Below are 26,218 nucleotides of genomic sequence, written 5' to 3' on the forward strand. Positions count from 1 at the left end.
ATGTGATAAAGTATAAGGAAATTAAGTTTCTTTGTTAATCTTATGTTTATCTAGGCTTAAAATTTCACTTTAACCATAAAACTAGCTAAATTTGCACGTTTAACTATTTACCATAATAATAAGTATGCTTACGATTAAAGAAGAAGATAAAAAGGAGCTCTACGACTATCAAAAAGGGGCCATAGACCAAATTTTTGATCGTATCCAGAATCAAGATAATAATTATCATCTGCTGTATCAATTGCCTACAGGGGGAGGGAAAACTGTAATATTTTCTGAAATTGTACGTCGCTACATTCAAGAATATAACAAAAAGGTTGTTGTGCTTACACATAGAATTGAGTTAAGTAAACAAACCTCAAAAATGCTGCGTGGCTTTAATGTAAAGAATAAAGTAATTAATAGCAAAGTAAAAGAACTTCCAGATCAAGCGGAGTATATGTGCTTTGTAGCCATGGTGGAAACTCTTAAAAATAGACTGAACGATAATAAACTGGAAATAGACGATGTTGGTTTGGTTATTATTGATGAGGCACATTATAATTCTTTCAGAAAATTGCTTTCCTATTTTAAGAATAGTTTTATTCTTGGAGTAACAGCAACACCATTGAGTTCAAATATAAAACTTCCGATGAAGGATAATTATAACGAACTTATAATTGGAGAGGCTATAAAAACGTTAATCCAAAAAGGCTTCTTAGCTAAAGCGGAAACCTATTCTTATGATGTTGGTTTAGGAACGCTTAAAGTGGGTATTAATGGAGATTATACCGTTAAATCTTCCGAAGCTTTGTACTCCAATTTAGAAATGCAAGAAAAGCTTTTATTTGCTTATGAGGAAAAATCTAAAGGGAAGAAAACGCTTATTTTTAATAACGGAATTAACACGTCTTGGTATGTTTATGAAATGTTTAGAGAGGCTGGATATCCTGTTCGTCATTTAGATAATACGCATAGTAATAAAGACAGAAAAGAGATTTTAAAGTGGTTTAAAAATACTCCTGATGCTATTTTAAGTTCGGTGAGTATTCTTACAACTGGATTTGATGAACCTTCTGTAGAAACCATTATTTTAAATAGAGCAACACGTTCTCTAACCTTATATTTCCAGATGATAGGTCGTGGATCAAGAGTTTTAGATGGGAAAGATAAATTTACTGTAATTGATTTAGGAAATAACGTGGCTCGTTTTGGTTTGTGGAGTGAACCAGTAGATTGGCAACATATTTTTAGGTATCCAGATTTTTACTTGGAGAATATTAAAGATGATGAGGAAATTGAAAGCAATTTTGTTTACGAAATGCCAGCTCAACTCCGAAAAAAGTTTGAAAAAACGGATGATGTTTCTTTAAATATTGAAGAAATTTATGATGAAACAATAAAAAAAGGATTGCGTTCAAAAATTATATTGGAGCGTTCTTTAAAACAGCATACAGAAATGTGTGTTGATAATAGTGAAGATGCTTATGAAGCTAGAATGCTTGCAATGGAGCTGAAAGACGATATTGATAGCAGAATTAAACGCTATTCATACTGTATAAGTAAAAGTACTAAAAATTACCGCGATTGGTTGGCGGAAGATTACTTTAGGAAACTTCGAATGAATATTGTGAAAGAATATCAGTCGTAAAACTATAATTGTATATTATTTAATTAGAGGCTATCTAAAAATTAATTCATAGTTGTCAAACTGAGCTTGTCGAACTGAGCTTGTCGAAGTTTTAAACAACTAACACTCAAAAAGTCCTTCAACAAGCTCAGGACGGCATATAGGTTTTAGATAGCCTCTTATTAATTGATTCTTTTTATTAGATAATTGACAAAAAAATTATTTTTTCATACTATCGCTTAGGCTTGTCTCTAAGCTTTTACGATGATAAATATCTCCAAATCCATCTATTATTTTTCCTTTATTATCTACTATTATAATTTTATTTAAGCTTTTTATAACCAAACTTCCTAGAAGTTCGTCAATATTATCAGTTTGGTATTGTTCTAAAGTATCTCCTAATTTAGAAATAGAAGCTAAATTTTGTAACCATTCTGACCGATCTTCGTTAACATTTATTCCTACATAATTATAATTAGGATAATCTTTCTTTAAGCGTTCAATTCGAGTTAAAACATTTGCTTGGTGGTCTCTTTGGTGGTAATTCCAAAAGTAAAAAACAGTATTCTTTTTGTAAGACATGGAGTCTATTGTAACCTTATTGCCTTTAATATCTACTAAATGAATAGGAGGCAGCGTTAGCCCTTTTTGTAAGTTCTGAACGTTTTGATAAAAATTATTTATCTCTTCTTCATGCTGATTTTTACCTGCGTATTTATGGAAGGCGTCCATAAATTCTTCATTATGTGCTCTTGAGTGTCTCCCTAATAGGAAAGAAAAAGCTACATTTCGAGTTAAATTATCTCTTATGGTTTTATTTTTTGTAACAACACTATCAATTAATTGTAGTTTATGAGTACTGTAGTGCAAAGAGCGTTCTATGTAATTTAAATCTCCATTACATTCATTTTTACAATAATTGTATGCAAGGTTGTTAAAATGAATTACTAGGTAATTAAAATATGGTTTGTAATACATTAACAACGTATCGTTATAATCAACTTCTTTTCTAAAGCTGTAAAAGTTAGCTGGTAAATTGGCTATTTTTGTTAAACCGTTTCTTCTTTTATTAATAAATGGATATTCTTCCATATCGGTAAAATATCTATAATTAACAGCGCCTTGTGCAATATGTTTGGCAATTGGAGATAAAGGATCTTTGGTATTAATATCGTTTAAGAGCGTTTCTTTCATGCTTTTAAGCGAATCAATTTTAGTTAAAAATTCTTCAGGAGAGAGTTCACTATACTTATTCACCGCTTTTTCTTCATCTTCATAAATAAGGAACATGTCTATCAAAAAATTATTTTTTTCTGAACCCATTCCAGAATACACCAAAGATTCATCAAAATCTAGGGTATTAAGTCGCATTAATAAGCTATCGCCTTTTTCTAATATAATGTATTGATACTCATTATGATCAAAGTGATAAAGGCCATCTTTAACATTGTCTAATTTGAACGAAAAACGATTACTTTGGTCAATTTTAGAGGAATCTATAACATTATTATCATAGTACAAATAGACATAGTCGGAGTTAGGGTTGACAACCTCTCCGCCAAAATAAGTTTTTGTAGGAGACTCTGAACAACTATAGGTGAGGGCGATAATTAGCGCTAAAAAAGAGTACTTCATATAACGTTTTGATGTTTTTAAGCATCATATGTAACAAATCTATAAAAGCCGAGTATAGTTTAATGTTAACATGAAGTTAAATAAGTGTTTTTAACGTTTACCATTGTACCCTAATTGTGTGTTAATTTTGTTACTTTTGCAGCGCGAATAATTAAAAACAATAGTGAATGTTATCAGTTTCTAATTTATCTGTACAATTTGGAAAGAGAGTTTTGTTTGATGAAGTAAATGTTGCTTTTACTCAAGGAAATTGCTACGGAATTATAGGTGCTAATGGTGCCGGAAAATCAACATTTTTAAAAATATTATCTGGAAAGCAAGATCCCACTAGCGGACATGTTCATTTGGAACCAGGTAAGCGTATGTCTGTTTTAGAACAGGATCACTATGCTTATGACGATACTCCAGTTTTAGAAACTGTGTTAAGCGGAAATAAACCTTTGTTTGCCATAAAAAAAGAAATGGACGAGCTGTATGCCGACTATTCCGATGAAAATGCAGATAGAATAGGGGAGTTGCAAGTTCAGTTTGAAGAAATGGATGGCTGGAATGCCGATAGTAATGCTGCTGCTTTACTGTCTAACTTAGGAATTTCTGAAGATTTACATTATAGTTTAATGTCGGATTTAGATGGGAAACAAAAAGTACGTGTTTTATTAGCACAAGCGTTATTTGGAAATCCAGATGTGCTTATTATGGATGAGCCTACGAACGACTTGGACTTTGAAACCATTTCTTGGCTTGAAAATTTCTTAGCTAATTATGAAAATACGGTAATAGTTGTTTCTCACGACCGTCACTTCTTAGATGCTGTTTGTACAAGTATTGCAGATATAGATTTTGGAAAAGTAAATGTGTACAGTGGAAACTATACTTTCTGGTATGAAAGTAGTCAGCTTGCCGCTAGACAAAGAGCACAACAAAATAAAAAGGCAGAAGATAAGGCTAAAGAATTAAATGAGTTTATTCAACGTTTTAGCGCCAATGTAGCAAAAAGTAAACAAGCTACATCTCGTAAAAAAATGTTAGAAAAATTAAAAGTAGATGAGATAAAACCTTCTAGTAGACGTTATCCTGCTATTATTTTTGAGCGTGAGCGTGAGGCTGGAGACCAGATACTAAATGTGGAAGGATTAACTGCTAGTATTGATGGGGATGTTTTATTTAATGGAGTAGATATTAATTTGGCAAAAGGAGATAAAGTGGCTATTATTTCAAAAGATTCTAGAGCAACTACTGCTTTTTACGAAATTATAAACGACAATCTTAAGCCAGACTCTGGGAAATTCCAATGGGGAATTACAACCACTCAAGCTTATTTACCAGCAGATAACGCTTCCTTTTTTGATAATGATGATACGTTAGTAGATTGGTTACGCCAATATGCAAAAACAGAAGAAGAAAGAGAAGAGGTGTTTGTTCGTGGGTTTTTAGGAAAAATGCTTTTTAGTGGAGAAGAAGCGTTAAAAACAGGGCGTGTATTATCTGGAGGGGAGAAAGTACGTTGTATGTTGAGTAGAATGATGATGATAAGAGGAAATGTGTTAATGCTAGATGAGCCTACAAATCACTTAGACTTAGAGAGTATTACAGCATTTAACAACTCATTAAAGAAGTTCCCTGGAACAATAATGCTAACTTCTCATGACCATGAGTTTACACAAACTATTGCTAACAGAATTATTGAGTTAACACCAAACGGAACAATAGATCGTTATTTATCTTTTGATGATTATATGAGCGATAATTCTATTAAAGAGCAACGTGCTAAAATGTATAAAAGCTAATTAAACTATATAGTTAGCTTTTTTTAGAATATAACAAATCTAAAAGCCTGTCAAAAATTATGTTTTGATAGGCTTTTTTTATTATTTTATAATCATTAGTGCCCGAATAGAAATACAAGACCGTTTCGCTGTAAGAACAAAAGGCAAAAGATAAGAGACAAGAGAAAAAATTAATCTTAACCGTCATAAAATAAGTGGTTTAAAGAAACAATATTATTAAAAATTCTCTTTTTATTCATTTTTATTAATAGCATAGGGTCTATTTTGAAAACCTCATTTGAGCCTTGATATAAGTAGTGTCCAATAAATTCAGTTAACTTTTATCGGACAACAATTGTTTTTAATATGAAATAAAACCCTACAATTTTATTACAGGAGGACTAAGAAAGGAATAGAAAGCATATTTGTAAATTTGTTACAAACAGAATAAAATAGTCTACTAAAAACCCTGTGTGTTTATAGTCGTAGAAGGATTATTCGCAATCTACTTTGATAAGCGCTTGTGTGGTATTAAAATCAAGTTTTGTATTGTCTTTAAAAACAAATTTCCCGTCTTTATCGATAGTTTCTCCATATCCAGGAATAAATTTGTCGCCATCTTTCATAAAAATAACTTCACGAGTAGATGTAGTTCCTTCCGCTTGAAACGTATAATCTGCTTTTAAAATATCGCCATTTAATTTTCCATTAATTGTTCCAAAGCTTTTATCCTTTTCATAAAATTTATAAGCTAAACTTCCAGTAACAACATCTTCAGATTTTTCTATGGATAATTTAATGGAATCTTTTCCTTGAACAAATAAGTAACATTCTGCTGTTGGGACTTGGTCTAGAATGGTTTCTTTGTTTAGTTTCCCAAGTTCTATAATGTTTTCTTCTTTCTCTTTTGGCTTTTCTTTACATGAAAAACTTAATAAAGTTAAAGCAGTTAAACAGAATTTGACGCTATTTTTCATATATGGCATTTATAAATTGATTCAGAAAAATAATAAAAATAGTGGCTGTCTAAAAAGTATTTAAACCCTAAATGTCATCCTGAGCTTGTTGAAGGATTTTTTTGAGAGTTAGTAGTGTAAAACTTCGACAAGCTCAGTTCGACAAGCTCAGTTCGACAAGCTCAGTTCGACAACTACAAATTACTTTTTAGGCAGCCACTTTACAATTTTTTTATGATTAATTGAACGGATTATTTTAATCCACCAACCATATCTTCAGGTTTTACCCATTCGTCAAACTCTTCAGCAGTAAGATAATTTAATGCTAATGCAGCTTCTTTTAAGGTAGTTCCTTCTTCATGCGCTTTATTTGCAATTTCCGCAGCTTTATAATATCCTATTTTAGTATTTAAAGCAGTTACCAGCATTAAAGAATTATTTAAAAGTTCTTTAATACGTTTTGTATTTGGTTCGATTCCGCTAGCACAATGCTCTTCAAAACTAGCACATGCATCTCCAATAAGTCTAGCCGATTGTAATAGGTTTGCCGCCATCATAGGTTTGAAAACATTAAGCTCATAATGACCTTGAGCTCCTCCAACAGTTAAAGCAACATCATTCCCCATTACTTGCGCGCAAACCATTGTTAATGCTTCACATTGTGTAGGATTTACTTTTCCAGGCATAATAGAACTTCCTGGCTCGTTAGCAGGAATATTAATCTCTCCAATTCCACTTCTAGGGCCAGAAGCCATTAATCTAATATCGTTTGCAATTTTATTCAAAGAAACAGCTAACTGCTTTAAAGCTCCATGTGTTTCTACAAAAGCATCATGAGCAGCTAAAGCCTCAAATTTATTGTCGGCCGATTTAAAAGGGTGTTCTGTAAATTTTGCAATAAATTCAGCTACACGTTTTGCATATCCTTTTGGGGCATTTAAACCAGTTCCTACAGCAGTTCCACCTAAGGCAAGTTCAGAAAGATGCTCTAAAGTGTTGTTTAATGCTTTTAAACCGTGGTCTAATTGAGAAACATATCCAGAAAACTCTTGTCCTAATGTAAGTGGTGTAGCATCCATAAGATGCGTTCTTCCAATCTTAACTACATTTTTAAATTCTTCCGATTTCTTTTTTAAAGTATTTCTCAGTTGAGTTACTCCAGGAATGGTATTTTCTACAACCATTTTATAGGCAGCAATATGCATTCCTGTAGGAAAAGTGTCGTTAGAAGATTGTGATTTATTTACATCGTCATTTGGTTGTAAGGTTTTGTCGCCTTCTCCAATTTTGTTACCAGCTAATTGGTGAGCTCGGTTTGCAATAACTTCATTTACATTCATATTACTTTGCGTACCAGAACCAGTTTGCCAAATTACAAGCGGAAATTGATCGTCGTGTTTACCTTCTAAAATTTCATCGCAAGCTTGTGCAATAAGGTCTCTTTTATCAATAGGTAAAACTCCGAGTTCGCAATTGGTATAAGCAGCAGCTTTTTTTAGGTATGCAAACCCATATACTACTTCAAGAGGCATAGAAGCAGGAGCTCCTATTTTAAAATTGTTTCTAGAACGTTCTGTTTGCGCTCCCCATAACTTATCTGAAGGAACTTTTACTTCCCCCATTGTATCTTTTTCTATTCTAAAATCCATAGTTTGAATTAATCTTTTTGTAGTACAAATTTACATTATTATCAATTAAAAAACCGCTTTATTAATGTAGATTAACACCTTTAAAAACAAATGTTATTCTGCTAAAAAATCTAATTTAGCACCATCAACAACATTGTCGAGATACCTTTTTAAGAAAAAGAAATTTGTAGTTTTCTTAACGCCAATTGCTTTTACAAATTTTCCGTAATATTTTTTATCGGTTTTTACTTTTTGAAGATCTGTTTTAATAACTTCTTTGTTTAAATCGTTAATTTGATCTTCTGTATATGTTGTAAGATTATTAGAATATAACTCGAATAAAGCTGCTTTTTCAACAGCAATCTCACCGCTTTCATCCAAATATTTATCAAAAATAGGAGCAAAGGCTTCTTCTTCTGAAGGAGAAAGCTCCAATTCTTCATAGATAAACGATTTAAGTTCAAGGTTAAGATTAGCTTTTATTAAATCTATATAATCTTGACTGTCTTGTGCTTTTGTTACTCCTGCACTTAGGATTAGTAGTAAAAGAATTAATTTTTTCATTGAAATAGTTATTTACTGATTAGTTAATTTCTAAATAGTCGTCGGATTGGTCAAATGCTTCGTCGATTTGGTCATTAATAAACTGTATGTTTCCGCTTTGAGAACCCCTAACAAGTCCGTTAATTCCTGCTCCCCAGACAATATCGATCTGTTGTTCTTCTTCATCTAAAGTATTAGCATCTCCCATTTCAATAAAGATAGTACCTTCTGTCCATTCGTAATAAACAGGATACCATCCTGGATAGAAAGGATCATAATAACCCCACCAATCGTACCATCCATCCCAAATAATATCAATATCTGCATAGGTAGTAGCTAAAGCTTGAGCTGTAATAATTAAGTCTGGAAGATTGTTTTCGTCAATAGTATTTACTTTGGTGTACCCTAATTCTCCCATATTTAAATCTATACTAGAAAGAATAGCGTCATCATAATCTCGTGTAATAGCCGGATTTGAATTTCCATTTCCATCTTGATCTTCAATCCATCGGATATTATCAACAAGATAATAAGTTGTTGGGCTTTCTGTATTCCAGTAATTTTCAGAATGCTGTGTAACAACTCTGTCGTAATCAGAAATGTCATCATCATCATCACTACAGGCTGTTAAAAGTAGCGTAATTGATAAAAAACTAAGGGCTAGTAATTTTTTCATGTTCTTTATTGTTAAGTTAATATTGGAGGGGGATCTATTTCTAGATGTAGGATTTTCTCTTCAAATATAAAATTAATTAAAAGAGTTTTTATTTAAACAGAAATAATTATTTTTTTACTCGATAATCGAGATTTAAATACTCCGAGGCTTAGCTCGAAATCAAAATGCTTACCCAGTTTAAATACCTCATGAGCTTGTCTCGAAGTAGTTTGCTAAAGGGGTTTTATCCCTCATAAAGAAGCGAATACCATAAAAGAAGCTATGAGTTTACTGAAGAACTTTGCATCGAAATGAATTAAATTTGTTTTGTTAGAATACTTTGAGAGCTTGACTGAAGCAATTGATTCTTAATTTTTATTAGAAATAATCATGTTTATTGAGGAATAAATTGAGAAATGTGCTTATCTTTGAGGCGAATTCAGAAAATTTCCGGAAACTATGTTCGAATTTGATCAGTATCTTGGCTTTTTAGCGTTCTTATCTATCCTTACAATAGGATTTTGGTTAATGATTTTTTTATTAACCTTTGTAATTCCTTATTGGTTAGGAGGATCAATCATTGAATTGATAAAAGAGAAAAGAGCAGCTAAAAAAGCAAAGTTAGAAGAATAAAAAAAGAAGCCAATCGGCTTCTTTTTTTGTATACTATTTGTTGATATTTTTTTATCCTTCAAATTCTCCACCTTCATCACCACCATTTCCATCATTACCTCTTTTACCACGTTCTCCACGTTGATTTTTAGGCTGATTGAATCGGTATATAAAAGACACGGTAAATTGGCGTTGTCTCCACTGGAACTCACTGTCGGAAGTAAAAGATAGTTGCCCAGCATCGTTATAAGACTCTGTGTAAGATCTTCTTTTACGAGAGTTTAGCAAGTCGCTTACATTCATAGAAATTGTAGCATTGTCATCTAAAATATCTTTACTTAATGCCATGTCAATAGAAAGCATTCCTTCAGATTTTGTTTGAGAATTTTCTCTTGGACCCATATAGAAACCGTTTGTTTGCCAGTCTATTTTTGAAGGAAGTTTCACTTTAGCACTTAAACGAGAAAACCAACTTGTATTTGAAGCACCATAATCTACTCCTTCATATTCTCCTTCAGTATCAAATTTAAAGAAGTTAAAACTACCGTTAAATTGAAGCCATTCAATAGCACTATACATAACTCCGACTTCTCCACCATACCTTTGGTTTGTAGCCAAGTTAATAGGGATTGTACGGATAATATCAATTCCATCGGAAGTTTGTTGCCCTGTTTCCGTTTGGATTCTCTCAAAAGCATCGGTCTCTCTTTGGTAGTAAACAGAAGAAGTTAATGTTAATTTATCCCATCTTTTTAAATACCCTAAATCAAAAGCATCTGCAAAAGCAGGATTTAAATCAGGATTTCCTTGGAATATATTTGCTCTACTAGATCTAGAAGGAAAAGGATTGATAAACCAACCTCTAGGACGGTTGATACGTCTGTTATATCCTAAAGTAACATTTTCATTGTCTCCCAATTCATAAGTTACATTTACAGTAGGGAAGAGGTTTAAATATTTTTTGTTGAAGTCAGGATCAAAATTAAACCCTAAAGTGTCAATTAACGCTTCGTCGTCTAGTTCCGAGGTTACTTTTCCTTTTAATTGAGTATTCTCTAATCTAAGTCCTAATAAAAATGAAAATTTACCATATTTATTACCATATTGAGAATAGATTGCATTTACATTTTCTTCGTAAGTAAAGAGATTTGAAAGACTATAATTTGTTTCATAGCTATCTGTGTTTGGATTGTAAGTGTCTAAATTATAATCGTTTTCATTTTTTTCGAAACTCCCACGATATCCAGCTTCAAATTGTGCCTCTCCCATAGGTAATACATAATCTGCTTGTACTAAATATTCTGTCTCTTTTTCAGTTTCAAAAACTCTTTCTAAGTTGATAATTTCTTCGGTAGGGAAGAATTGATTTTCAGCAATATTAGTATTAATCTCTTCGTTATCAGTAGAGTACTGAAAATCTGCTGTTAATTTATGCCCTTCATCGTTAAAGTTATTGGTATAGTTTAAAGAAAACTGATAGGTGTTATCATCTTCATTTTCTACCTCTTCTCTTAAGGTTTTACTATCAACAACATCATTTATATATCTTACGGTATTATTTTCGGTGCCATCTCTTTCATCAGAAAAACGAGTAAAAAAGCTACCAGTAATAGAAGATTTTTCAGTTAAGAAATATTCCATTCCTAAATTAACATTAAAACCTTTATTTCTACGGAACATATCTCTGTCTTCAGTAATTCTACTAAATTTAGAGTTGTAATAATAATTGTCAAAATTTGCATTTCCTGGAGGCTCACGGTAAAAATAACCTAAGGTTGTAAATAAATTAAAGTTATTAGTTCTTAAGTTTAAGTTTGTATTTACCTGACTTGTAGATGGGTATCCTGCATTTAAATTTACAGAACCATTAAAACCAAGTGTTTTTTCTTTCTTTAAAACGATATTTAAAATACCAGCAGTACCTTCAGCATCATATCTAGCGGATGGACTCGTAATTACTTCCACTTTCTCAATAGCATCTGCAGGAAGTTGTTTTAGCGCATCTGTAGAGCCAAATCCTGCCATGGCAGAAGGTTTTCCGTTAATTAAGATACGGACATTTTCATTTCCTCTTAAGCTAATAGCACCTTCAACATCTACCGTTACAGAAGGAACGTTTCCTAAAGCGTCGCTTACAGAAGCACCGCTAGTGGTAAGGTCTTTTCCTATATTGTAAACTTTTTTATCCAGTCTAACTTCTACGGTAGTTTTCTCTCCAACTACTTCAACAGCATCCAATTGTGCTACATCTATAGCTAATTTAATAGTACCTAAATCTTTATCGGCAGTAAGATTTTGATTGTTTAATGTATAAGGTCTATAGGAAATGTATTCAAGTCTTATGTTATATTTACCTGCAGGAGCATCTACACTAAAGTTACCATTTTGATCGGTAACTCCACCAGTAACTTGGTTTGGATCGTCCAAACTTTGCAAAACAAGAGTAGCATATTCTAAAGGTTCTGAAGTATCTGCATCAATTGCTTTTCCAGATACGGTAATTTGTCCTCCTCCATTTCTATTTGGATTTTGCGCAAATAAAAAGGTAGTAAATAGGGTTGCTGCAAAAATGCAGAAGTGTCTAAATTTCATAGCATGCGTTTATTAGTAGTAGTTTTTAGTTATTTTCATAACTTTGACGCCAAATTTAGACGATGGTTTAACCCTATTTGGTTAAACTTATCATAAAATTGCCTTAATATTTTCAGGCGGTCTACCTATTACTGCTACGTTGTTTTTTATAACTATCGGGCGTTCAATAAGTTTAGGGTTTTCAATCATAGCCTCGATAATTTCATCATCTGTTAAAATTTTATTTTTAAAATTTTCTTTCCAAATGTTTTCATTTTTACGAACCAAATTGATGGGTTTAATTCCTAAACAATTAATTATTTTTCGAAGTTCTTTTTCTGAAGGAATTTCTTCTAAATATTTTACAACTTCATATTCTTTTCCCGATTCTTCAATTATTTGAAGTCCTTCTCTAGATTTTCTACAACGAGGATTATGATATATTTTAATCATGATTTTTAGAATTTTGAAAATTATATTGCTTCTCACAAAGATGAAGCTAATTCTGCTTTAAAATAAACGTGAATTATTTGATTAATTTATACTTGAATAGTAAAATGTTATTTGCATTAAGTTATTCGTCTTTTTGTCCCATCATCATTAAATAGGCTTTTAGAAATTCATCAATATTTCCATCCATTACGGCATCTACATTTCCTGTTTCATGAGCTGTACGTACATCTTTCACCAATTTATATGGATGCATTACATAATTACGAATTTGAGATCCCCATTCAATTTTCATTTTGGAAGATTCTATTTCATCTCTTGCCGCCTGACGTTTTTTAAGCTCTATTTCATACAATTGCGATTTAAGCATTTGCATGGCTTTTTCTCTATTTTCTAACTGCGAACGTGTTTCTGAGTTGTGGATTATAATTCCAGTTGGATGATGAGTAAGGATGGCTTTTGTCTCTACCTTATTTACATTTTGACCACCAGCGCCGCTAGAACGAGCAAAATCCCATGAAATATCAGCAGGATTAATATCTATTTCAATAGAATCATCCGCAAGTGGGTATACATAAACCGATGCAAATGAGGTGTGCCGTTTTGCATTGCTATCAAAAGGAGAAATACGTACCAATCTATGTACACCATTTTCGCCCTTTAACCAACCAAAAGCAAAATCGCCTTCAAATTCTAATGTAACCGTTTTTATACCTGCAACATCTCCTTCTTGGTGGTTTAGTTCTTTTATTTTATATCCATTTTTTTCTCCCCACATTAAATACATCCGCATAAGCATAGAAGCCCAATCGCAACTTTCTGTTCCTCCAGCCCCAGCAGTAATTTGCAAAACTGCACTCATACTATCTCCTTCTTCAGAAAGCATATTTTTAAATTCCATGCCTTCTATTAGCGACTTAGCTTTTTCGAACTGTGTTACAATATCTTCTTCTGTGGCTTCTCCTTCTTTATAAAATTCAAACAAAACATCAAGCTCGGCTACCAATGTATTTGCTTTATTGTAGTCTTCTACCCATTTTTTTTGAGTACGTAACGCTCTCATTATAGCTTCTGCTTCTTTTGGTTTATCCCAAAAATCTGGAGCAAAAGTCTTTTCTTCTTCATTTTGGATTTCAATAAGTTTCTGTTCAATATTGAGGTATCCTTTTAAATCGGCTGTTCTTTCTGCAAGATTTTTTACCTGATCGGTAGTAATCATAAATCTATATTTTCTTCAAAAGTAAAACACTTTTTTAAATGATTATAAGTTTTTAAAGGATGTATAGTAACTTTACAAAAAAAAATAGTGTTTTTTCATGAATATAAATTTAATAAGCGATACAGTAACTAAACCATCCAAAGAAATGTTGGAGGCAATGATGAATGCTAACGTTGGGGATGATGTTTTTAAAGATGATGCTACGGTGAACGAACTGGAAGCTAAAGTGGCTAAAATGTTTGGTAAAGAAGCAGCGTTATTTTTTCCGAGCGGGACTATGGCTAATCAAACCGCTATAAAAGTCCATACGCAACCCGGAGAACAATTGATAGCTGATAAAGATGCTCATATTTTTAATTATGAAGGGGGAGGCGTTAGTTTTAATAGTGGAGTGTCTTGTAAATTAATTGATGGCGATAATGGTAGGTTTACCGCAAATAATGTAATTGATTCTATAAATCCTCCAGATTTTTATCATAGTCCGCTTACCACATTGGTTTGTCTAGAAAATACAGCAAATAGAGGGGGAGGCGCTTGTTGGGATTTCGAAGAAATTTTAGAGATTAGAAAAGTTTGTGATGAAAATTCTTTGGGATTACATTTGGATGGAGCGCGACTTTGGAATGCTTTGGTGGCAAAAAATGAAACTCCTTTACAATACGGAAAAGTATTCGATTCTATTTCTGTTTGTTTGAGTAAAGGACTAGGATGCCCAATAGGATCTGTGCTAACAGGAAGTAAAGAGTTTATGGATAAAGCATTGAGAGTTCGGAAAGTTTTGGGCGGAGGAATGCGACAAGCAGGGTATTTGGCGGCGGCTGGAATTTATGCATTAGATGCTAACATAGAGAGACTGGCAGAAGACCATAAAAGAGCTAAAGAACTGGCGGAAGTGCTTTCCAAAACATCTTATATTAAAAAAATAGACCCTGTAGAGACTAATATTTTAATTTTCTATTTAAATGATGATATAGATATTGCTGAATTTATGGAAACGCTCCATAAAAAATCAATTTCTATTATTAATATGGGGCAAGGTAAATTACGTATTGTAACACATTTAGATTATACATCTCAAATGCATGAGATTGTTTTAAAAACACTATCAGAATTAGAAGTAAAAAAACGCTAGTGTTTATATTTTAAAGAATAGTAAGCAACCAAGCTTAGTTGAAAAATTTCCCCCAAAATTTTTAACTACGCTTAGATTGGTTGCTCATTATATTATTCCAAAACAATTTTTTGCTGTACTTTTTCTAAGTTGATTTTGGCAAAATTTAATTCAGCAATTAATAGCTCTTTTTTGCTATTTATAAAATCAGAGGAGTTTTTGAATATAGAAGTGTAATAATTAATTCCTTCTAAAAGATTATTGGTAAAATTTTTAATGTACTTCTCTTGTTTTTTGTCCAATACCTTTGGGAGATTTTCAATTTCCTTTTTTAGGTAATCAATGTAAAGATTCAATTCTTTTATGAACATATTCGGACGGTCTTGTCTTGAAATAACATTTGTTTCCCCATAAATATGTTGTGCCATTTCTTCTAATTTTAAAATTTGTGAGAAATAAGCCATATTGGGGCCAGGGCATATAGAAACGCCTTTTCCTTCTTGTTTTGTAGGAAGGTTATTTGCTAAAAGTGCAGAAGTACCCAAGCCTACACAAATACAAGATTTTTCAATAATTCTATTATAAGCTTTTAGATATTCTTCTGATGTTAACTCTTTCTGTTTGAGTTCATTTATTTTAAGATGTTGATATTGTCTTGATGCCGTACAAATACTTTTTTCAGTAAATTCTTTATTTAGAGAAACATATTTTTTAGGACAAGAACTACCTGGTCTTCCTTTTTGGATAAGTTTATCTTTTTCTATGTCTTTGGTGTTGCCTCGTAAATTATTAAAAGGAACTCCCAAAGGAGAGATATTACTTAAATAAAGGTCTTTTTCTGTAGCATTAACCAATTTTTTTAGTGTTGCATTATCTACAGTGGTGGCTTCTGGAACTAGTAAAAAGGGAGAGCCCCATCCAACGGAATCCAATTTATAATAGTTTAACAAAAACTCGTGTTCTTGGTGTGTTCCAACACCTCCTTGCGCAGTAATTTTTATTGGAAGTGGAGAAGCTGGAGCTTGAATTTCCTTAGTATTTAATGCTTTTTTATATATTTCATGAAGTTCGGAGGTTAAAACTTCTTTATTATTTTTAAATGTTTCTAGTATTGGACCTAATAAATAACCTTCGGTAGCAAAGGCATGTCCGCCACAATTTAACCCAGATTCTACTCTAAACTCGGAAACCCAAATTCCTTTTTTTACTAAGAATTTTCCTTGAATTAAAGCCGACCTATAATCGCTTACCTTTAAAACTACTTTTTTCTTGAGTGTATTATTTTCAGGATAAAAATCTTTAAAACTTTCAATATATCCATATAAACGCGGATTCATGCCTGCTGAAAGAATTAAGGATCCGTTTACATTGCTCTCTGCAAAACCTCTTAATGCTGCATGTGCGTCATTATAAATAGTAGGCAATTGAACGTTGTCTTTGTAATTGTCTTTATCAACTTTGGTCATTATATTAACATCAATGCTCCCTTTGTGAATGTTTTTCTGAAGCCAATCTTTTATGTCTCCAAAGCAATTGGTAGAAGAGAGTTTCTTTAAAAACTCTTCTTTTTTAGAAGGAATAATATTGAAATAGCTTTTTAACTCTTCAATCGTTTCAATCGATGTGTTTTTTAATTGCTCAACCTTAGAGTCGATTAAAGTATTCATTAAATCTAAATAGGAAGTAATACGCTTCGCTCTAAAATCGTCTATCTTTTCAGAAATTTCAGTATAAATAAGATTGTATTTTTCGCAATAATGCTTTCTCATTTTTTCAATGAGAACATCATCTACCAAAGAAATAGTAGAGTCTATTCCATAATGCGCAACTTTTAAAGGAGAGTCTATGGTGAAACCTATTCCCATTACTGGAATGTGAAAGGAATGCTGTTTGGGTGTCATATTTTTTGTTTTCAGTTTAAGAGTAAATCCTTGTATTTAGTTTAGAATGGTATCCAACTAGGATGCTCTGCTGTGCAATATTATTTAATTGCAATTATAAAAAATATGACAAATGTCAGTTTTGCAAGATAGGCATGTATCTTTTTATGGAAGAAAAAGGTTTTTTATAAGAAAAATCATTAATGTCCGAGTAAAAATACAAGACCGCTTTGCTATAAGAAAAAAGAACAAAGACTAAATCTTAACTACCACAATATAAGTAGCTTAAAAAGACTACATTTCAAAAATTCCCTTTTTTATTCATTTTTACTAATAGCAAGGGGTCCATTTTTAAAACTCCATTTAAACCTTGATATATGTGGAGTTCAATAAATTCCGTTAACTTTTATCGGGCAACAATAAAGAAAAATGAATTTTAGTTTATACTTTTTATGGCAGCTGAAGGGATATTTTTTTTCATTGTATTTATTCCGTTTTCCATTCCTGCTTCTGAAGAATACACCTGACTTTTACCGATAATTTCTCCATTATTAGTATTTATCACAAAATAAAACTTTCCATCTACATTCGTTTTTCTTTCATATTTATAATGAGTATTATCTTTTATAGCCTCAATAACAGCAAGGGCTTGTTCTTTACTAGCGTAATAATTACTAGTAAATAATAGTTGGTTATTTGGAGTTTTAAACTCAAAAGCGACTAAGGCTTTATTTTTTATCAATAAAATCTTAAACATATAGTAAATAGTTAGTTTTTGTGTCCGAAATTTAATAGTAAGCTTCAAATAGGACAGAAAAATAGGCATTTTTAATGATAATTTAATGAGGATTAATTTGATATTTTATAAAGTTATTCCTAATTTTATGTTAAATACTCTTTCCTTCAAGCACTATATGTTGCTTAATACTAATCACTTAATTAAAAAATCATGAAAAGAATTTTATTTTTATTCTTATTGGCATGTAGTTATGGGGCATTTTCTCAAGACTTGCCAGAGAATCCAGAACCGGGAAAGTGTTATGTTCGTTGTACAACGCCAGATGTTTATGTTAATGAAGATGTACAAATTATGGTAAAACCAGCATATAAGGTTTTAAAAACCTATCCCGCAGAATACAAAACGGTAACAGAAAGAGTTTTGGTAAAAGAAGCTAGTAAAAAACTTACTATTGTTCCTGCAAAATGGGGTACAGAAACAGTTTCTTATGTTTCTAAAGAACCTTCTAATGAGTTAGAAATTGTGCCTGCAACTTTTTCTCCAAGCTCAGAAACTATAGAGATGAAACCTGCATATGCGCAATGGGAATTAGGCGCTCCGGCACCAGATTGTGAATCGTCTAACCCAGACGATTGTAGGTATTGGTGTTATAAAGGATATCCTGCGGAGTATGAAACCTTTCAAAAGGAAGTTTTAGCCGCAGATGCTTCAACAGTTTCTTCTCCAGTTGCAGAAAGGTCTGACAGTTATACTAAAGAAGTAATTGTAGAACCAGCAAGAGTAGAAGAGGTAGAAATTCCTGCTGAATATGATGAAATTACTAAAACTGTATTGGTAAAAGATGCTTATACAGTGGAGGAAACAATACCTGCGGTTTACAATACAGTTTCTCATGAAGTACTTCAAACAAAAGGAGGTTTAACAACATGGAAAGAAGTAGAGTGTACGCTGGTTGAATATAACGCATTACCTATAAATTGGAATTTAGCAAGTTATACATTAACGCCAGAAGCTAAGAGAATTATAGACGAAAACTTAATGCCTGTTTTACAACAGAATCCTGGGGTTAAAGTTGAGTTAGCTTCTCATACAGATTCTAGAGGAACTAAAGAGAGTAACCAAACATTATCTGAAAGAAGAGCACAGGCGGTTGCTAATTACTTAGTAGAAAAAGGAGTTAATAGAAGTTTATTAGTAGCAAACGGTTATGGAGAATCAAAACTTAAAAACAGATGTTCAGACGGAGTATCTTGTACAGAACGTGAGCATGCAGTAAATAGAAGAACAGAATTTAGATTGATAAATAACTAACCAACTTTTTCAATTTAAATCCCTCATAACGGGTTAATTCTCGGTAATTTGAGTCGAAATGAATTACTTTGTTATGTTTGAATCTTTAGGAATAGGTTTCTATGGAACGGATTCAAAAAAAAAGAGCTGTGAAAACAGCTCTTTTTTATGCTTAGCTACTAATTCACAGAGATAAAAATACATTTGTGAATTCGTGGTAAACAAACTTCTGTATTAAATATTGAAGTTTATTGATGCTTTTTTATCATTTTAAAATAATTACGAGGATCTCTAAGTGAATTATACCCTTCAATTTCATCTATTTTTTTTCCTCTAGAATTTAAAAAAACAATTTTAGGAAATACTTTTTGCGAATTATAATCGGAAAGTAATTCTTTATTTTTTTTAAGTTGTTCAGGAGAAATAATATCCACTCTTCTTGGAATGTCTACCTTTACAAGAACATAGTCTTTAGACAGTTCTCTAAATTCATCCGTGTCAAATAAATCTGCTTTTAGCATTTTGCAAGGGCCACACCAATCGCTTCCAGTAAAATACATCATTATATTTTTCTTTTCATGTTTAGCTATACTTTTTGCTTCAGAAAAATCGGTATACCATTCTACATTATTTGTGCTAGAAGTAAGCATAAAAGTAGTTATGAAAAGGGAAATAAAAATCTTCATTTATATTTTTTTAAGTTTTTATTGCAAAGACTAAGCCAAAAACTATTTAAACATATCCATTCCAGGAATATTTGGCATTCCTTCTTTAGCTACAGCTCCTAATTCGGCTTCATTAATTTTAGTAGCTTGTTCAATTGCTTTATTTATATGTAAAACTAAATAATCTTCTAATTGTTCTTTATCCTGCAATAATTCATCTTTTATTTCTAAAGATTTTAACTCACGATTTGCAGTCATTGTTATAGATAAAAGCTTATCGGCACTCTCTTCAGAAACCGTTATTGTATCTAAACGTTTTTTAGTTTCTTCTATTTTTTGTTGGGTTTCTTTTAATTTCCCCATCATTCCCATTAGGTCTCCAAACATAATTTTATATTTTATTTCAACAAAATTACTAAATTAGAAGAATGTATCTAAAATAAATTAATATGAATATCCGTCTTCTCATTCCTTTGCTATGTCTTATTTTTGTGGCTTCCTGTAAAAAGAAAGAAACTAAAAATATGAAAGAGATTACCCCTCCAATTGCAGATAAAAAGTCTGTAACCCTTGAAAAACATGGAGATATAAGAATAGACGATTACTATTGGATGAACGAAAGAGAGAATCCAGAAGTAATTGATTATCTAGAGCGTGAAAATGCTTATTTTGAAAAAATGACCGCACATACCGATGCTTTTGAAGAGGATTTGTTTAAAGAAATGAAGGGGCGTATAAAAGAAGACGATGAGTCGGTACCCTATAAATACAATGGGTATTGGTACATAACCAAGTATGAAGAAGGGAAGGATTATCCTGTTTATATTCGTAAAAAGGATGTTGATGGTGCTGTGGAAGAGGTTATGTTTGACTGTAATGAAATGGCAAAAGATTTTTCTTACTTCAATTTAAGAGGAATTAATATCAGTCCAGATAATAAATTAGCTGTTTTTGGAGTGGATACTTTAAGTAGAAGAAAGTATACTCTTCAAGTTAAAAACTTAGAAACAGGAGAAATACTTCCTTTAAAAATAGAAAATACTACAGGAGGAAGTACTTGGGCAAATGATAATAAAACCTTGTTTTACACTCGAAAAGATGAACAAACTTTAAGGTCTGATAAAGTTTACAGGCATATTTTAGGGCAGAAAAACGCTGAAGATGAGCTGGTTTATAACGAAAAAGACGAAACCTTTAATGCTTTTGTTTACAAAACGAAGTCTAAAAAATATATTGTTTTTGGTTCAGGAAGTACATTAACTTCTGAATATAGCTTTTTGGATGCAGATAACCCAGATGAGGAATTAACCGTTTTTCAACCTAGAATTAGAGGTTTGGAATACAGTATTTCTCATTATAAAGATTCGTTTTACATTATTACCAATGCAGATAAAGCAACCAATTTTAAACTGATGAAAACTTCTGTGGATAAAACCACAAAAGAAAATTGGGAGGAAGTTATTCCGCATAGAGAAGATGTATTATTAGAAGATATCGACATTTTTAAAGATTACTTGGTTGTTAGTGAACGCTCTAATGGGTTAAATAAAATTAAGGTTACCCGTTGGGATGGAACTAATGAATATTACATTCCGTTTGATAATGAAACTTACACAGTATTTCCATCCACCAATTTAGAGTTTGATACAGATACGCTTCGTTATGTGTATAATTCTTTGACAACGCCTTCGAGTACGGTAGATTTTGATATGATTTCTAAGGAAAAAACAGTATTAAAAGAGCAGGAAGTGCTAGGAGGGAAGTTCGATAAAGATAATTATGTCTCTGAGCGTATCTGGGCAAAAGCTGGAGATGGAACTATGATTCCGATTTCCTTAGTTTATAAAAAAGGAATTAAAAAAGACGGTAAAAATCCATTACTATTATATGGATATGGTTCTTATGGGGCTACTATAGATCCGTATTTTTCTACCGTTAGATTATCGTTATTGGACCGTGGATTTATTTATGCTATTGCACATATTCGTGGCGGGGAATATTTAGGAAGAAAATGGTATGAGGATGGAAAACTATTAACAAAGAAAAACACATTTACCGATTTTGTAGATTGTTCTAAATTTTTAATTGAAGAAAATTATACTTCCAATAAGCACTTGTATGCTATGGGAGGTTCTGCAGGGGGACTTCTAATGGGAGCTGTAATTAATAATGCTCCAGAACTTTATAACGGAGTTATTGCAGCAGTTCCTTTTGTAGATGTAGTTACTACTATGTTAGACGAATCCATTCCATTAACAACAGGAGAATATGATGAGTGGGGAAATCCAAACAATAAGGAGTATTACAACTATATAAAAGAGTATTCCCCATATGATAATGTGGAAGAAAAAGTGTATCCAAATTTATTAGTCACAACAGGATTACATGATTCTCAAGTGCAATATTGGGAGCCAGCAAAGTGGGTAGCAAAGTTAAGAAATGTTAAAAAAGGCGATAACCTTTTATTGTTTCATATTAATATGGATGCAGGCCATGGGGGAGCTTCGGGAAGATTTGAAGCCTTAAAAGAGGTTGCAGAAGAGTATGCATTCCTATTAGATTTGGAAGGAATCCGGCAGTAATTAAAAAAAATAATTAAATTTGCATGGTTTGGAGGAATTCAAAACTATTTTGTATCTAACCAAATTGTTTATATGAAACAAAAGATAAATGCTTACGATAATGTTTTAGATTTAATAGGGAATACCCCATTACTAAAGCTTAAAAAAATAACCCAAAATCTTATCGGAAATTTTTACGCTAAAGTAGAAGCTTTCAACCCGGGTCATTCTAGTAAGGATCGTATAGCGCTACACATTATTGAAGAAGCAGAACGTAAAGGAATTTTAAAACCTGGCGACACAATTATTGAAACTACCTCTGGAAATACTGGTTTTAGTATTGCCATGGTTAGTGTAATTAAGGGATACGATTGTATTCTTGCCGTTAGTTCTAAATCTTCTCCCGATAAAATAGATATGTTACGTGCCATGGGCGCAAAAGTATATGTTTGTCCAGCGCATGTAAGTGCAGACGATCCTAGATCTTACTATCAAGTAGCAAGGCGGATGCATGACGAAATGAAAGGTTCTGTTTATATTAATCAATACTTTAATGAACTTAATATAGATGCGCATTACCAATCTACAGGTCCTGAAATTTGGGAGCAAACAGCCGGACAAATAACTCATTTTATAGCTTGTAGTGGAACTGGAGGAACTATTTCTGGAACTGCTAGATTCTTAAAAGAAAAAAATCCTGCTGTAAAAGTAATAGGAGTAGATGCCTACGGTTCTGTACTCAAAAAGTATCACGAAACAAGAGAGTTTGATTCTGATGAAATCTATCCATATAGAATAGAAGGTTTAGGAAAAAATTTGATTCCAACGGCAACAGATTTTGATGTAATAGATAAATTTATCAAAGTTACAGATGAAGAAAGTGCCCATACTGCCCGAGAGATTTCTAAAACTGAAGGTTGCTTTGTAGGTTATACAAGTGGCGCTGTTATGCAAGCCGTGAAACAATTAGCAGAAGAAGGAGAATTTGATGAAAATAGTAATGTAGTTATGATTTTTCCTGACCATGGTTCTAGATATATGAGTAAAATATATAGCGACGATTGGATGAGAGCTCAAGGATTTTTTGATGCTATTAATACAGAAGAAACACAAAAAATAGAATATATAAAATAAAATTATAAGATGTCTAATTTCAATTTGGTTGATAAAGTAGAAAACATCACCAAAAAGGAATTTAAAGAAAGGTATCTTTCAACCAATACACCAGTAATATTTAAAGACTTAGCCAAAAATTGGAGAGCGACTACGAAATGGACTTTTGATTTTTTTAAAGAAAATTACGGAGATTGGGAAATTCCTATGTATGATGATTCTTATCATAACCCAGGGAATGGTTATATGAAACCGGTTTCTCATAAAAAATTTAGAGATTATCTAAATATTATAGAGACAAAGCCTACAAGTTTAAGATTTCATAATTTTCAAATAATGAAACGAGCTCCAGAACTTGCAAAAGATTATGAAACTCCAACCATAATGAATGGCTTTTTAAAGTTTGCTTTAATGTTTTTTGGAGGAAAAGGATCGGCACTTAACCTTCATTATGATATAGATTGTTCTCATGTGTTTTTAACGCATTTTCAAACGCAGAAAAAAGTATATTTATTTCCGCAAGAGCAATCACAATTACTATATAAATTACCATATACCAATCATTCACATTTGGATGTTTTAAATCCAGATTATAATAAATATCCAGCTTATAAATATGCTAAAGGCTTAGAGGCTACAATAGAACATGGAGAAACATTATTTATTCCTAAATTGTGGTGGCATTATGTGTATTATTCTAAAGGAGGCTATTCATTAGCACTTAGAGCTAACAATTCGCTAAAAACTAAAGCAAAAGGTTTGTCTAATTTAGTGCGACTTTTTACAGTAGATAATGGAATGAATTACTTAGCAGGAGAAAAATGGAAACATTACAAAGATCAAAAAGCTGAGGAAAATGCAATAAAGGCGATGCAAGAAATAAAATCAGTATAAAGAAGATTGAGCATCGCAATAAAAAAGTATAAATGAAAAATATATTAATAACAGGAGTTTCTTCTGGGATAGGCTATACAACAGCAAAATTATTTTTAGATAAGGGTTTTTTAGTTTTTGGTAGCGTTAGAAAAAAAGAAGATGCTGCAGCGTTAAAAGAAAAATTAGGAGCAAATTTTCATCCGCTTCTATTTGATGTTATAGATGAAGAGGCTATAAAAAAAGCATCCTTAGAAGTTGAAAACATTTTAGATGGAGCGTCCTTAGATTGCTTAGTAAATAATGCTGGGGTTTCTGTAAACGGACCCTTAGCGTATATTCCTATTGAAGAATTTTCAAGTCAGTTAAACATAAATGTACTTGGTGTTTTACGTGTTACACAGGCTTTTCTTCCTCTTTTAGGTTTTGATAATAATCGTCCTAAAGGAAGAATTATTAATATTAGTAGTGGTTCTGGGAGAGTAACAAGACCCTTTATGGCGCCTTATTCAGCATCTAAATATGCAGTAGAAGCATTATCGGATGGATTTAGAAGAGAATTAAGTGACTTTGGAATAGAGGTAACAGTAATAGAACCAGGACCAATAAAATCTGAAATTTGGAATAAAGCAAAAGCTGATGCAGAAACACAGGTAAATAAATATAAAAATACTCCGTATGAAAAAATTTACGACAATATGGATAAAGCCGTACAAGGAATGGAAGGTATTGCTTTAGAAGCTAGTGAAGTGTCGAATTTAATCTACGGAATATATGAAGGAAAGAAGAACAAGACTCGCTACTTGGTAGCCCCTAAAAAGTGGTTGTTTTGGCTAGCAATTCATGTTTTTCCAGATAAGTTCTTAGATAAGATGTTTAAAAAACAGTTTAAGAAACTTGTAGAAGAAAAGTAAAAAATTTATGATAAGAGTTTAAATTTAGTTACTTTTGCGTGCTGTAAATTTAACGTTTATTTGAACATAAAAGAAACTCCATTTACATGAGAGATTTATTTGATAGGATTATTGAGAACAAAGGGCCATTAGGAAAATGGGCTTCTCAGGCAGAGGGATATTTTGTATTTCCTAAATTGGAAGGGAATATTTCAAACAGAATGAAGTTTAATGGGAAAGAAGTAATTACCTGGAGTATCAATGATTATCTTGGTCTTGCTAATCATCCTGAAGTTTTGAAAGCAGATGCTGAAGCTGCTGCTGAACATGGTGCCGCATACCCAATGGGAGCACGAATGATGAGTGGGCATACAGACCTTCATGAGCAATTACAAAACGAACTTGCTGAGTTTGTAAAAAAGGAATCAACATATTTATTAAACTTTGGTTATCAAGGAATGGTATCTGCCATAGATGCTTTGGTTACTAAAGATGATATTATTGTGTATGATGTAGATTCTCATGCATGTATTATTGACGGGGTTCGTCTGCATATGGGAAAACGTTTTACATATCAACATAACGATATGGAAAGCCTTGAGAAAAACTTAGAGCGTGCTACCAAAATGGCAGAACAAACTGGTGGTGGGATACTTGTTATTTCTGAAGGTGTTTTTGGAATGCGTGGAGAACAAGGACGATTAAAAGAAATAGTTGCCTTAAAAGGGAAATATAATTTTAGATTACTTGTAGATGATGCTCACGGATTTGGAACACTAGGTGCTACTGGAGCTGGTGCAGGTGAGGAGCAAGGGGTGCAAGATCAGATAGATGTTTATTTTGCTACTTTTGCAAAATCAATGGCTAGTATCGGAGCTTTTTTGGCAGGAGATAAACAAGTAATAGATTATTTAAAATATAATTTACGCTCTCAAATGTTTGCAAAATCATTACCTATGATTTTTGTAAAAGGAGCTTTAAAGCGTTTGGATATGTTAAGAACTATGCCAGAACTTAAAGCTAAACTTTGGGAGAATGTAAATGCATTGCAAAACGGATTAAAAAATAGAGGTTTTGATATTGGGACTACAGAAAGTTGTGTAACTCCCGTTTACCTTAACGGAAATATCCCAGAAGCAATGGCACTTGTAAAAGACCTAAGAGAAAATTATAGCATTTTCTGTTCTATAGTTGTATATCCAGTAATTCCTAAAGGATTGATACTTTTACGTATGATTCCTACGGCTACTCATACAATGGAAGATATTGAGGCTACATTAGAAGCGTTTTCTGCAATTAGAGACAGATTAGAAAATGGAACCTACAAAAGGCTCTCTGCTGCAGTAGAAGCAGCTATGGGAGATAAATAAGAATTAGAAGCTTATATAAAACAAAAAATCCGCTGAAAAGCGGATTTTTTGTTTTATATAATTTTAAAATCAATTCCCT

The 26,218-nt window shown here is 32.2% G+C and carries 22 protein-coding genes; 10 read left to right on the forward strand and 12 right to left on the reverse strand.

From position 1 onward, the window contains the following. Positions 1-124: 124 nt before the first annotated feature. On the forward strand, positions 125-1,630 hold the full coding sequence (locus AC13CQ_RS14170; protein WP_008614462.1) for a DEAD/DEAH box helicase: 1,506 nt from the start codon (positions 125-127) through the stop codon (positions 1,628-1,630). Between the two features lie 198 nt (positions 1,631-1,828). On the opposite strand, the gene AC13CQ_RS14175 is transcribed toward AC13CQ_RS14170, so the two are convergent. After that, positions 1,829-3,244 (reverse strand): thioredoxin-like domain-containing protein, encoded by a 1,416-nt coding sequence (locus AC13CQ_RS14175; RefSeq protein WP_335588353.1) that lies wholly within the window; start codon positions 3,242-3,244, stop codon positions 1,829-1,831. Between the two features lie 167 nt (positions 3,245-3,411). Here AC13CQ_RS14175 and AC13CQ_RS14180 point away from each other — a divergent pair, with 167 nt between their 5' ends. Next, on the forward strand, positions 3,412-5,031 hold the full coding sequence (locus AC13CQ_RS14180) for an ABC-F family ATP-binding cassette domain-containing protein (protein ID WP_008614466.1): 1,620 nt from the start codon (positions 3,412-3,414) through the stop codon (positions 5,029-5,031). 473 nt (positions 5,032-5,504) lie between these two features. On the opposite strand, the gene AC13CQ_RS14185 is transcribed toward AC13CQ_RS14180, so the two are convergent. From AC13CQ_RS14185 to AC13CQ_RS14200, 4 genes are all read right to left on the reverse strand, one after another. Then, on the reverse strand, positions 5,505-5,987 hold the full coding sequence (locus tag AC13CQ_RS14185; RefSeq protein WP_008614468.1) for a hypothetical protein: 483 nt from the start codon (positions 5,985-5,987) through the stop codon (positions 5,505-5,507). Positions 5,988-6,217: 230 nt separating this feature from the next. Continuing rightward, positions 6,218-7,615, reverse strand: a complete 1,398-nt coding sequence (gene fumC, locus AC13CQ_RS14190; protein ID WP_008614469.1) for a class II fumarate hydratase — start codon at positions 7,613-7,615, stop codon at positions 6,218-6,220. Between the two features lie 93 nt (positions 7,616-7,708). Then, on the reverse strand, positions 7,709-8,158 hold the full coding sequence (locus AC13CQ_RS14195; protein ID WP_008614470.1) for a hypothetical protein: 450 nt from the start codon (positions 8,156-8,158) through the stop codon (positions 7,709-7,711). 19 nt (positions 8,159-8,177) lie between these two features. Continuing rightward, positions 8,178-8,813: a DUF4136 domain-containing protein gene (locus tag AC13CQ_RS14200; RefSeq protein WP_474506632.1), complete on the reverse strand. Its 636-nt coding sequence runs from the start codon at positions 8,811-8,813 to the stop codon at positions 8,178-8,180. Between the two features lie 438 nt (positions 8,814-9,251). On the opposite strand from AC13CQ_RS14200, the gene AC13CQ_RS14205 reads away from it, so the two are divergent. Then, positions 9,252-9,425 (forward strand): hypothetical protein, encoded by a 174-nt coding sequence (locus AC13CQ_RS14205; RefSeq protein ID WP_008614474.1) that lies wholly within the window; start codon positions 9,252-9,254, stop codon positions 9,423-9,425. 51 nt (positions 9,426-9,476) lie between these two features. Here the strand turns inward: AC13CQ_RS14205 and AC13CQ_RS14210 are convergent, their stop codons facing one another. The 3 genes from AC13CQ_RS14210 to prfB all read right to left on the reverse strand — a co-directional run bounded on the left by AC13CQ_RS14210 (position 9,477) and on the right by prfB (position 13,644). Beyond that, positions 9,477-11,996 (reverse strand): TonB-dependent receptor, encoded by a 2,520-nt coding sequence (locus AC13CQ_RS14210; protein ID WP_474506631.1) that lies wholly within the window; start codon positions 11,994-11,996, stop codon positions 9,477-9,479. 90 nt (positions 11,997-12,086) lie between these two features. Beyond that, the gene (gene arsC / locus AC13CQ_RS14215) at positions 12,087-12,428 is read right to left on the reverse strand and encodes an arsenate reductase (glutaredoxin) (protein ID WP_008614476.1); all 342 of its coding nucleotides are present in this window, start codon (positions 12,426-12,428) and stop codon (positions 12,087-12,089) included. Between the two features lie 121 nt (positions 12,429-12,549). Beyond that, the gene (gene prfB, locus AC13CQ_RS14220) at positions 12,550-13,644 is read right to left on the reverse strand and encodes a peptide chain release factor 2 (protein ID WP_456867264.1); all 1,095 of its coding nucleotides are present in this window, start codon (positions 13,642-13,644) and stop codon (positions 12,550-12,552) included. A 97-nt stretch (positions 13,645-13,741) separates the two neighbouring features. Here prfB and AC13CQ_RS14225 point away from each other — a divergent pair, with 97 nt between their 5' ends. Next, a complete protein-coding gene (locus AC13CQ_RS14225; protein WP_337900539.1) occupies positions 13,742-14,776 on the forward strand; it encodes a threonine aldolase family protein in 1,035 nt (344 codons plus the stop codon). Between the two features lie 92 nt (positions 14,777-14,868). Here AC13CQ_RS14225 and AC13CQ_RS14230 read toward each other — a convergent pair whose 3' ends face one another. After that, a complete protein-coding gene (locus AC13CQ_RS14230; protein WP_337900540.1) occupies positions 14,869-16,656 on the reverse strand; it encodes a hypothetical protein in 1,788 nt (595 codons plus the stop codon). A 415-nt stretch (positions 16,657-17,071) separates the two neighbouring features. Beyond that, positions 17,072-17,392, reverse strand: a complete 321-nt coding sequence (locus AC13CQ_RS14235; RefSeq protein ID WP_040879756.1) for a YegP family protein — start codon at positions 17,390-17,392, stop codon at positions 17,072-17,074. Positions 17,393-17,584: 192 nt separating this feature from the next. Here AC13CQ_RS14235 and AC13CQ_RS14240 point away from each other — a divergent pair, with 192 nt between their 5' ends. Continuing rightward, complete coding sequence (locus AC13CQ_RS14240) at positions 17,585-18,685, forward strand: OmpA family protein (protein ID WP_335588346.1); 1,101 nt, start codon at positions 17,585-17,587, stop codon at positions 18,683-18,685. Positions 18,686-18,912: 227 nt separating this feature from the next. On the opposite strand, the gene AC13CQ_RS14245 is transcribed toward AC13CQ_RS14240, so the two are convergent. Next, positions 18,913-19,350: a thioredoxin family protein gene (locus AC13CQ_RS14245; protein WP_008614486.1), complete on the reverse strand. Its 438-nt coding sequence runs from the start codon at positions 19,348-19,350 to the stop codon at positions 18,913-18,915. A gap of 42 nt (positions 19,351-19,392) precedes the next feature. Then, positions 19,393-19,716 carry a YbaB/EbfC family nucleoid-associated protein gene (locus AC13CQ_RS14250; RefSeq protein ID WP_335588345.1) on the reverse strand — a complete coding sequence of 108 codons (324 nt, stop codon included), beginning with the start codon at positions 19,714-19,716 and terminating at the stop codon, positions 19,393-19,395. Positions 19,717-19,853: 137 nt separating this feature from the next. On the opposite strand from AC13CQ_RS14250, the gene AC13CQ_RS14255 reads away from it, so the two are divergent. The 5 genes from AC13CQ_RS14255 (at position 19,854) to capB (ending at position 26,139) form a co-directional block, all read left to right on the forward strand. Beyond that, positions 19,854-21,911, forward strand: a complete 2,058-nt coding sequence (locus tag AC13CQ_RS14255) for a S9 family peptidase (RefSeq protein WP_482882956.1) — start codon at positions 19,854-19,856, stop codon at positions 21,909-21,911. Positions 21,912-21,983: 72 nt separating this feature from the next. After that, a complete protein-coding gene (gene capA / locus AC13CQ_RS14260; RefSeq protein WP_008614502.1) occupies positions 21,984-23,024 on the forward strand; it encodes a cysteate synthase in 1,041 nt (346 codons plus the stop codon). Positions 23,025-23,033: 9 nt separating this feature from the next. Continuing rightward, on the forward strand, positions 23,034-23,897 hold the full coding sequence (locus tag AC13CQ_RS14265) for a cupin-like domain-containing protein (protein WP_335588343.1): 864 nt from the start codon (positions 23,034-23,036) through the stop codon (positions 23,895-23,897). Positions 23,898-23,929: 32 nt separating this feature from the next. Further along, positions 23,930-24,790 (forward strand): SDR family oxidoreductase, encoded by an 861-nt coding sequence (locus AC13CQ_RS14270; RefSeq protein ID WP_474506629.1) that lies wholly within the window; start codon positions 23,930-23,932, stop codon positions 24,788-24,790. A gap of 86 nt (positions 24,791-24,876) precedes the next feature. Next, positions 24,877-26,139, forward strand: coding sequence for a cysteate-C-fatty acyltransferase (capB, locus tag AC13CQ_RS14275; RefSeq protein WP_474506628.1), 1,263 nt, complete (start codon positions 24,877-24,879; stop codon positions 26,137-26,139). Positions 26,140-26,218 lie beyond the last annotated feature (79 nt).

The sequence above is a fragment of the Galbibacter sp. L-19 genome (genome assembly GCF_056857615.1).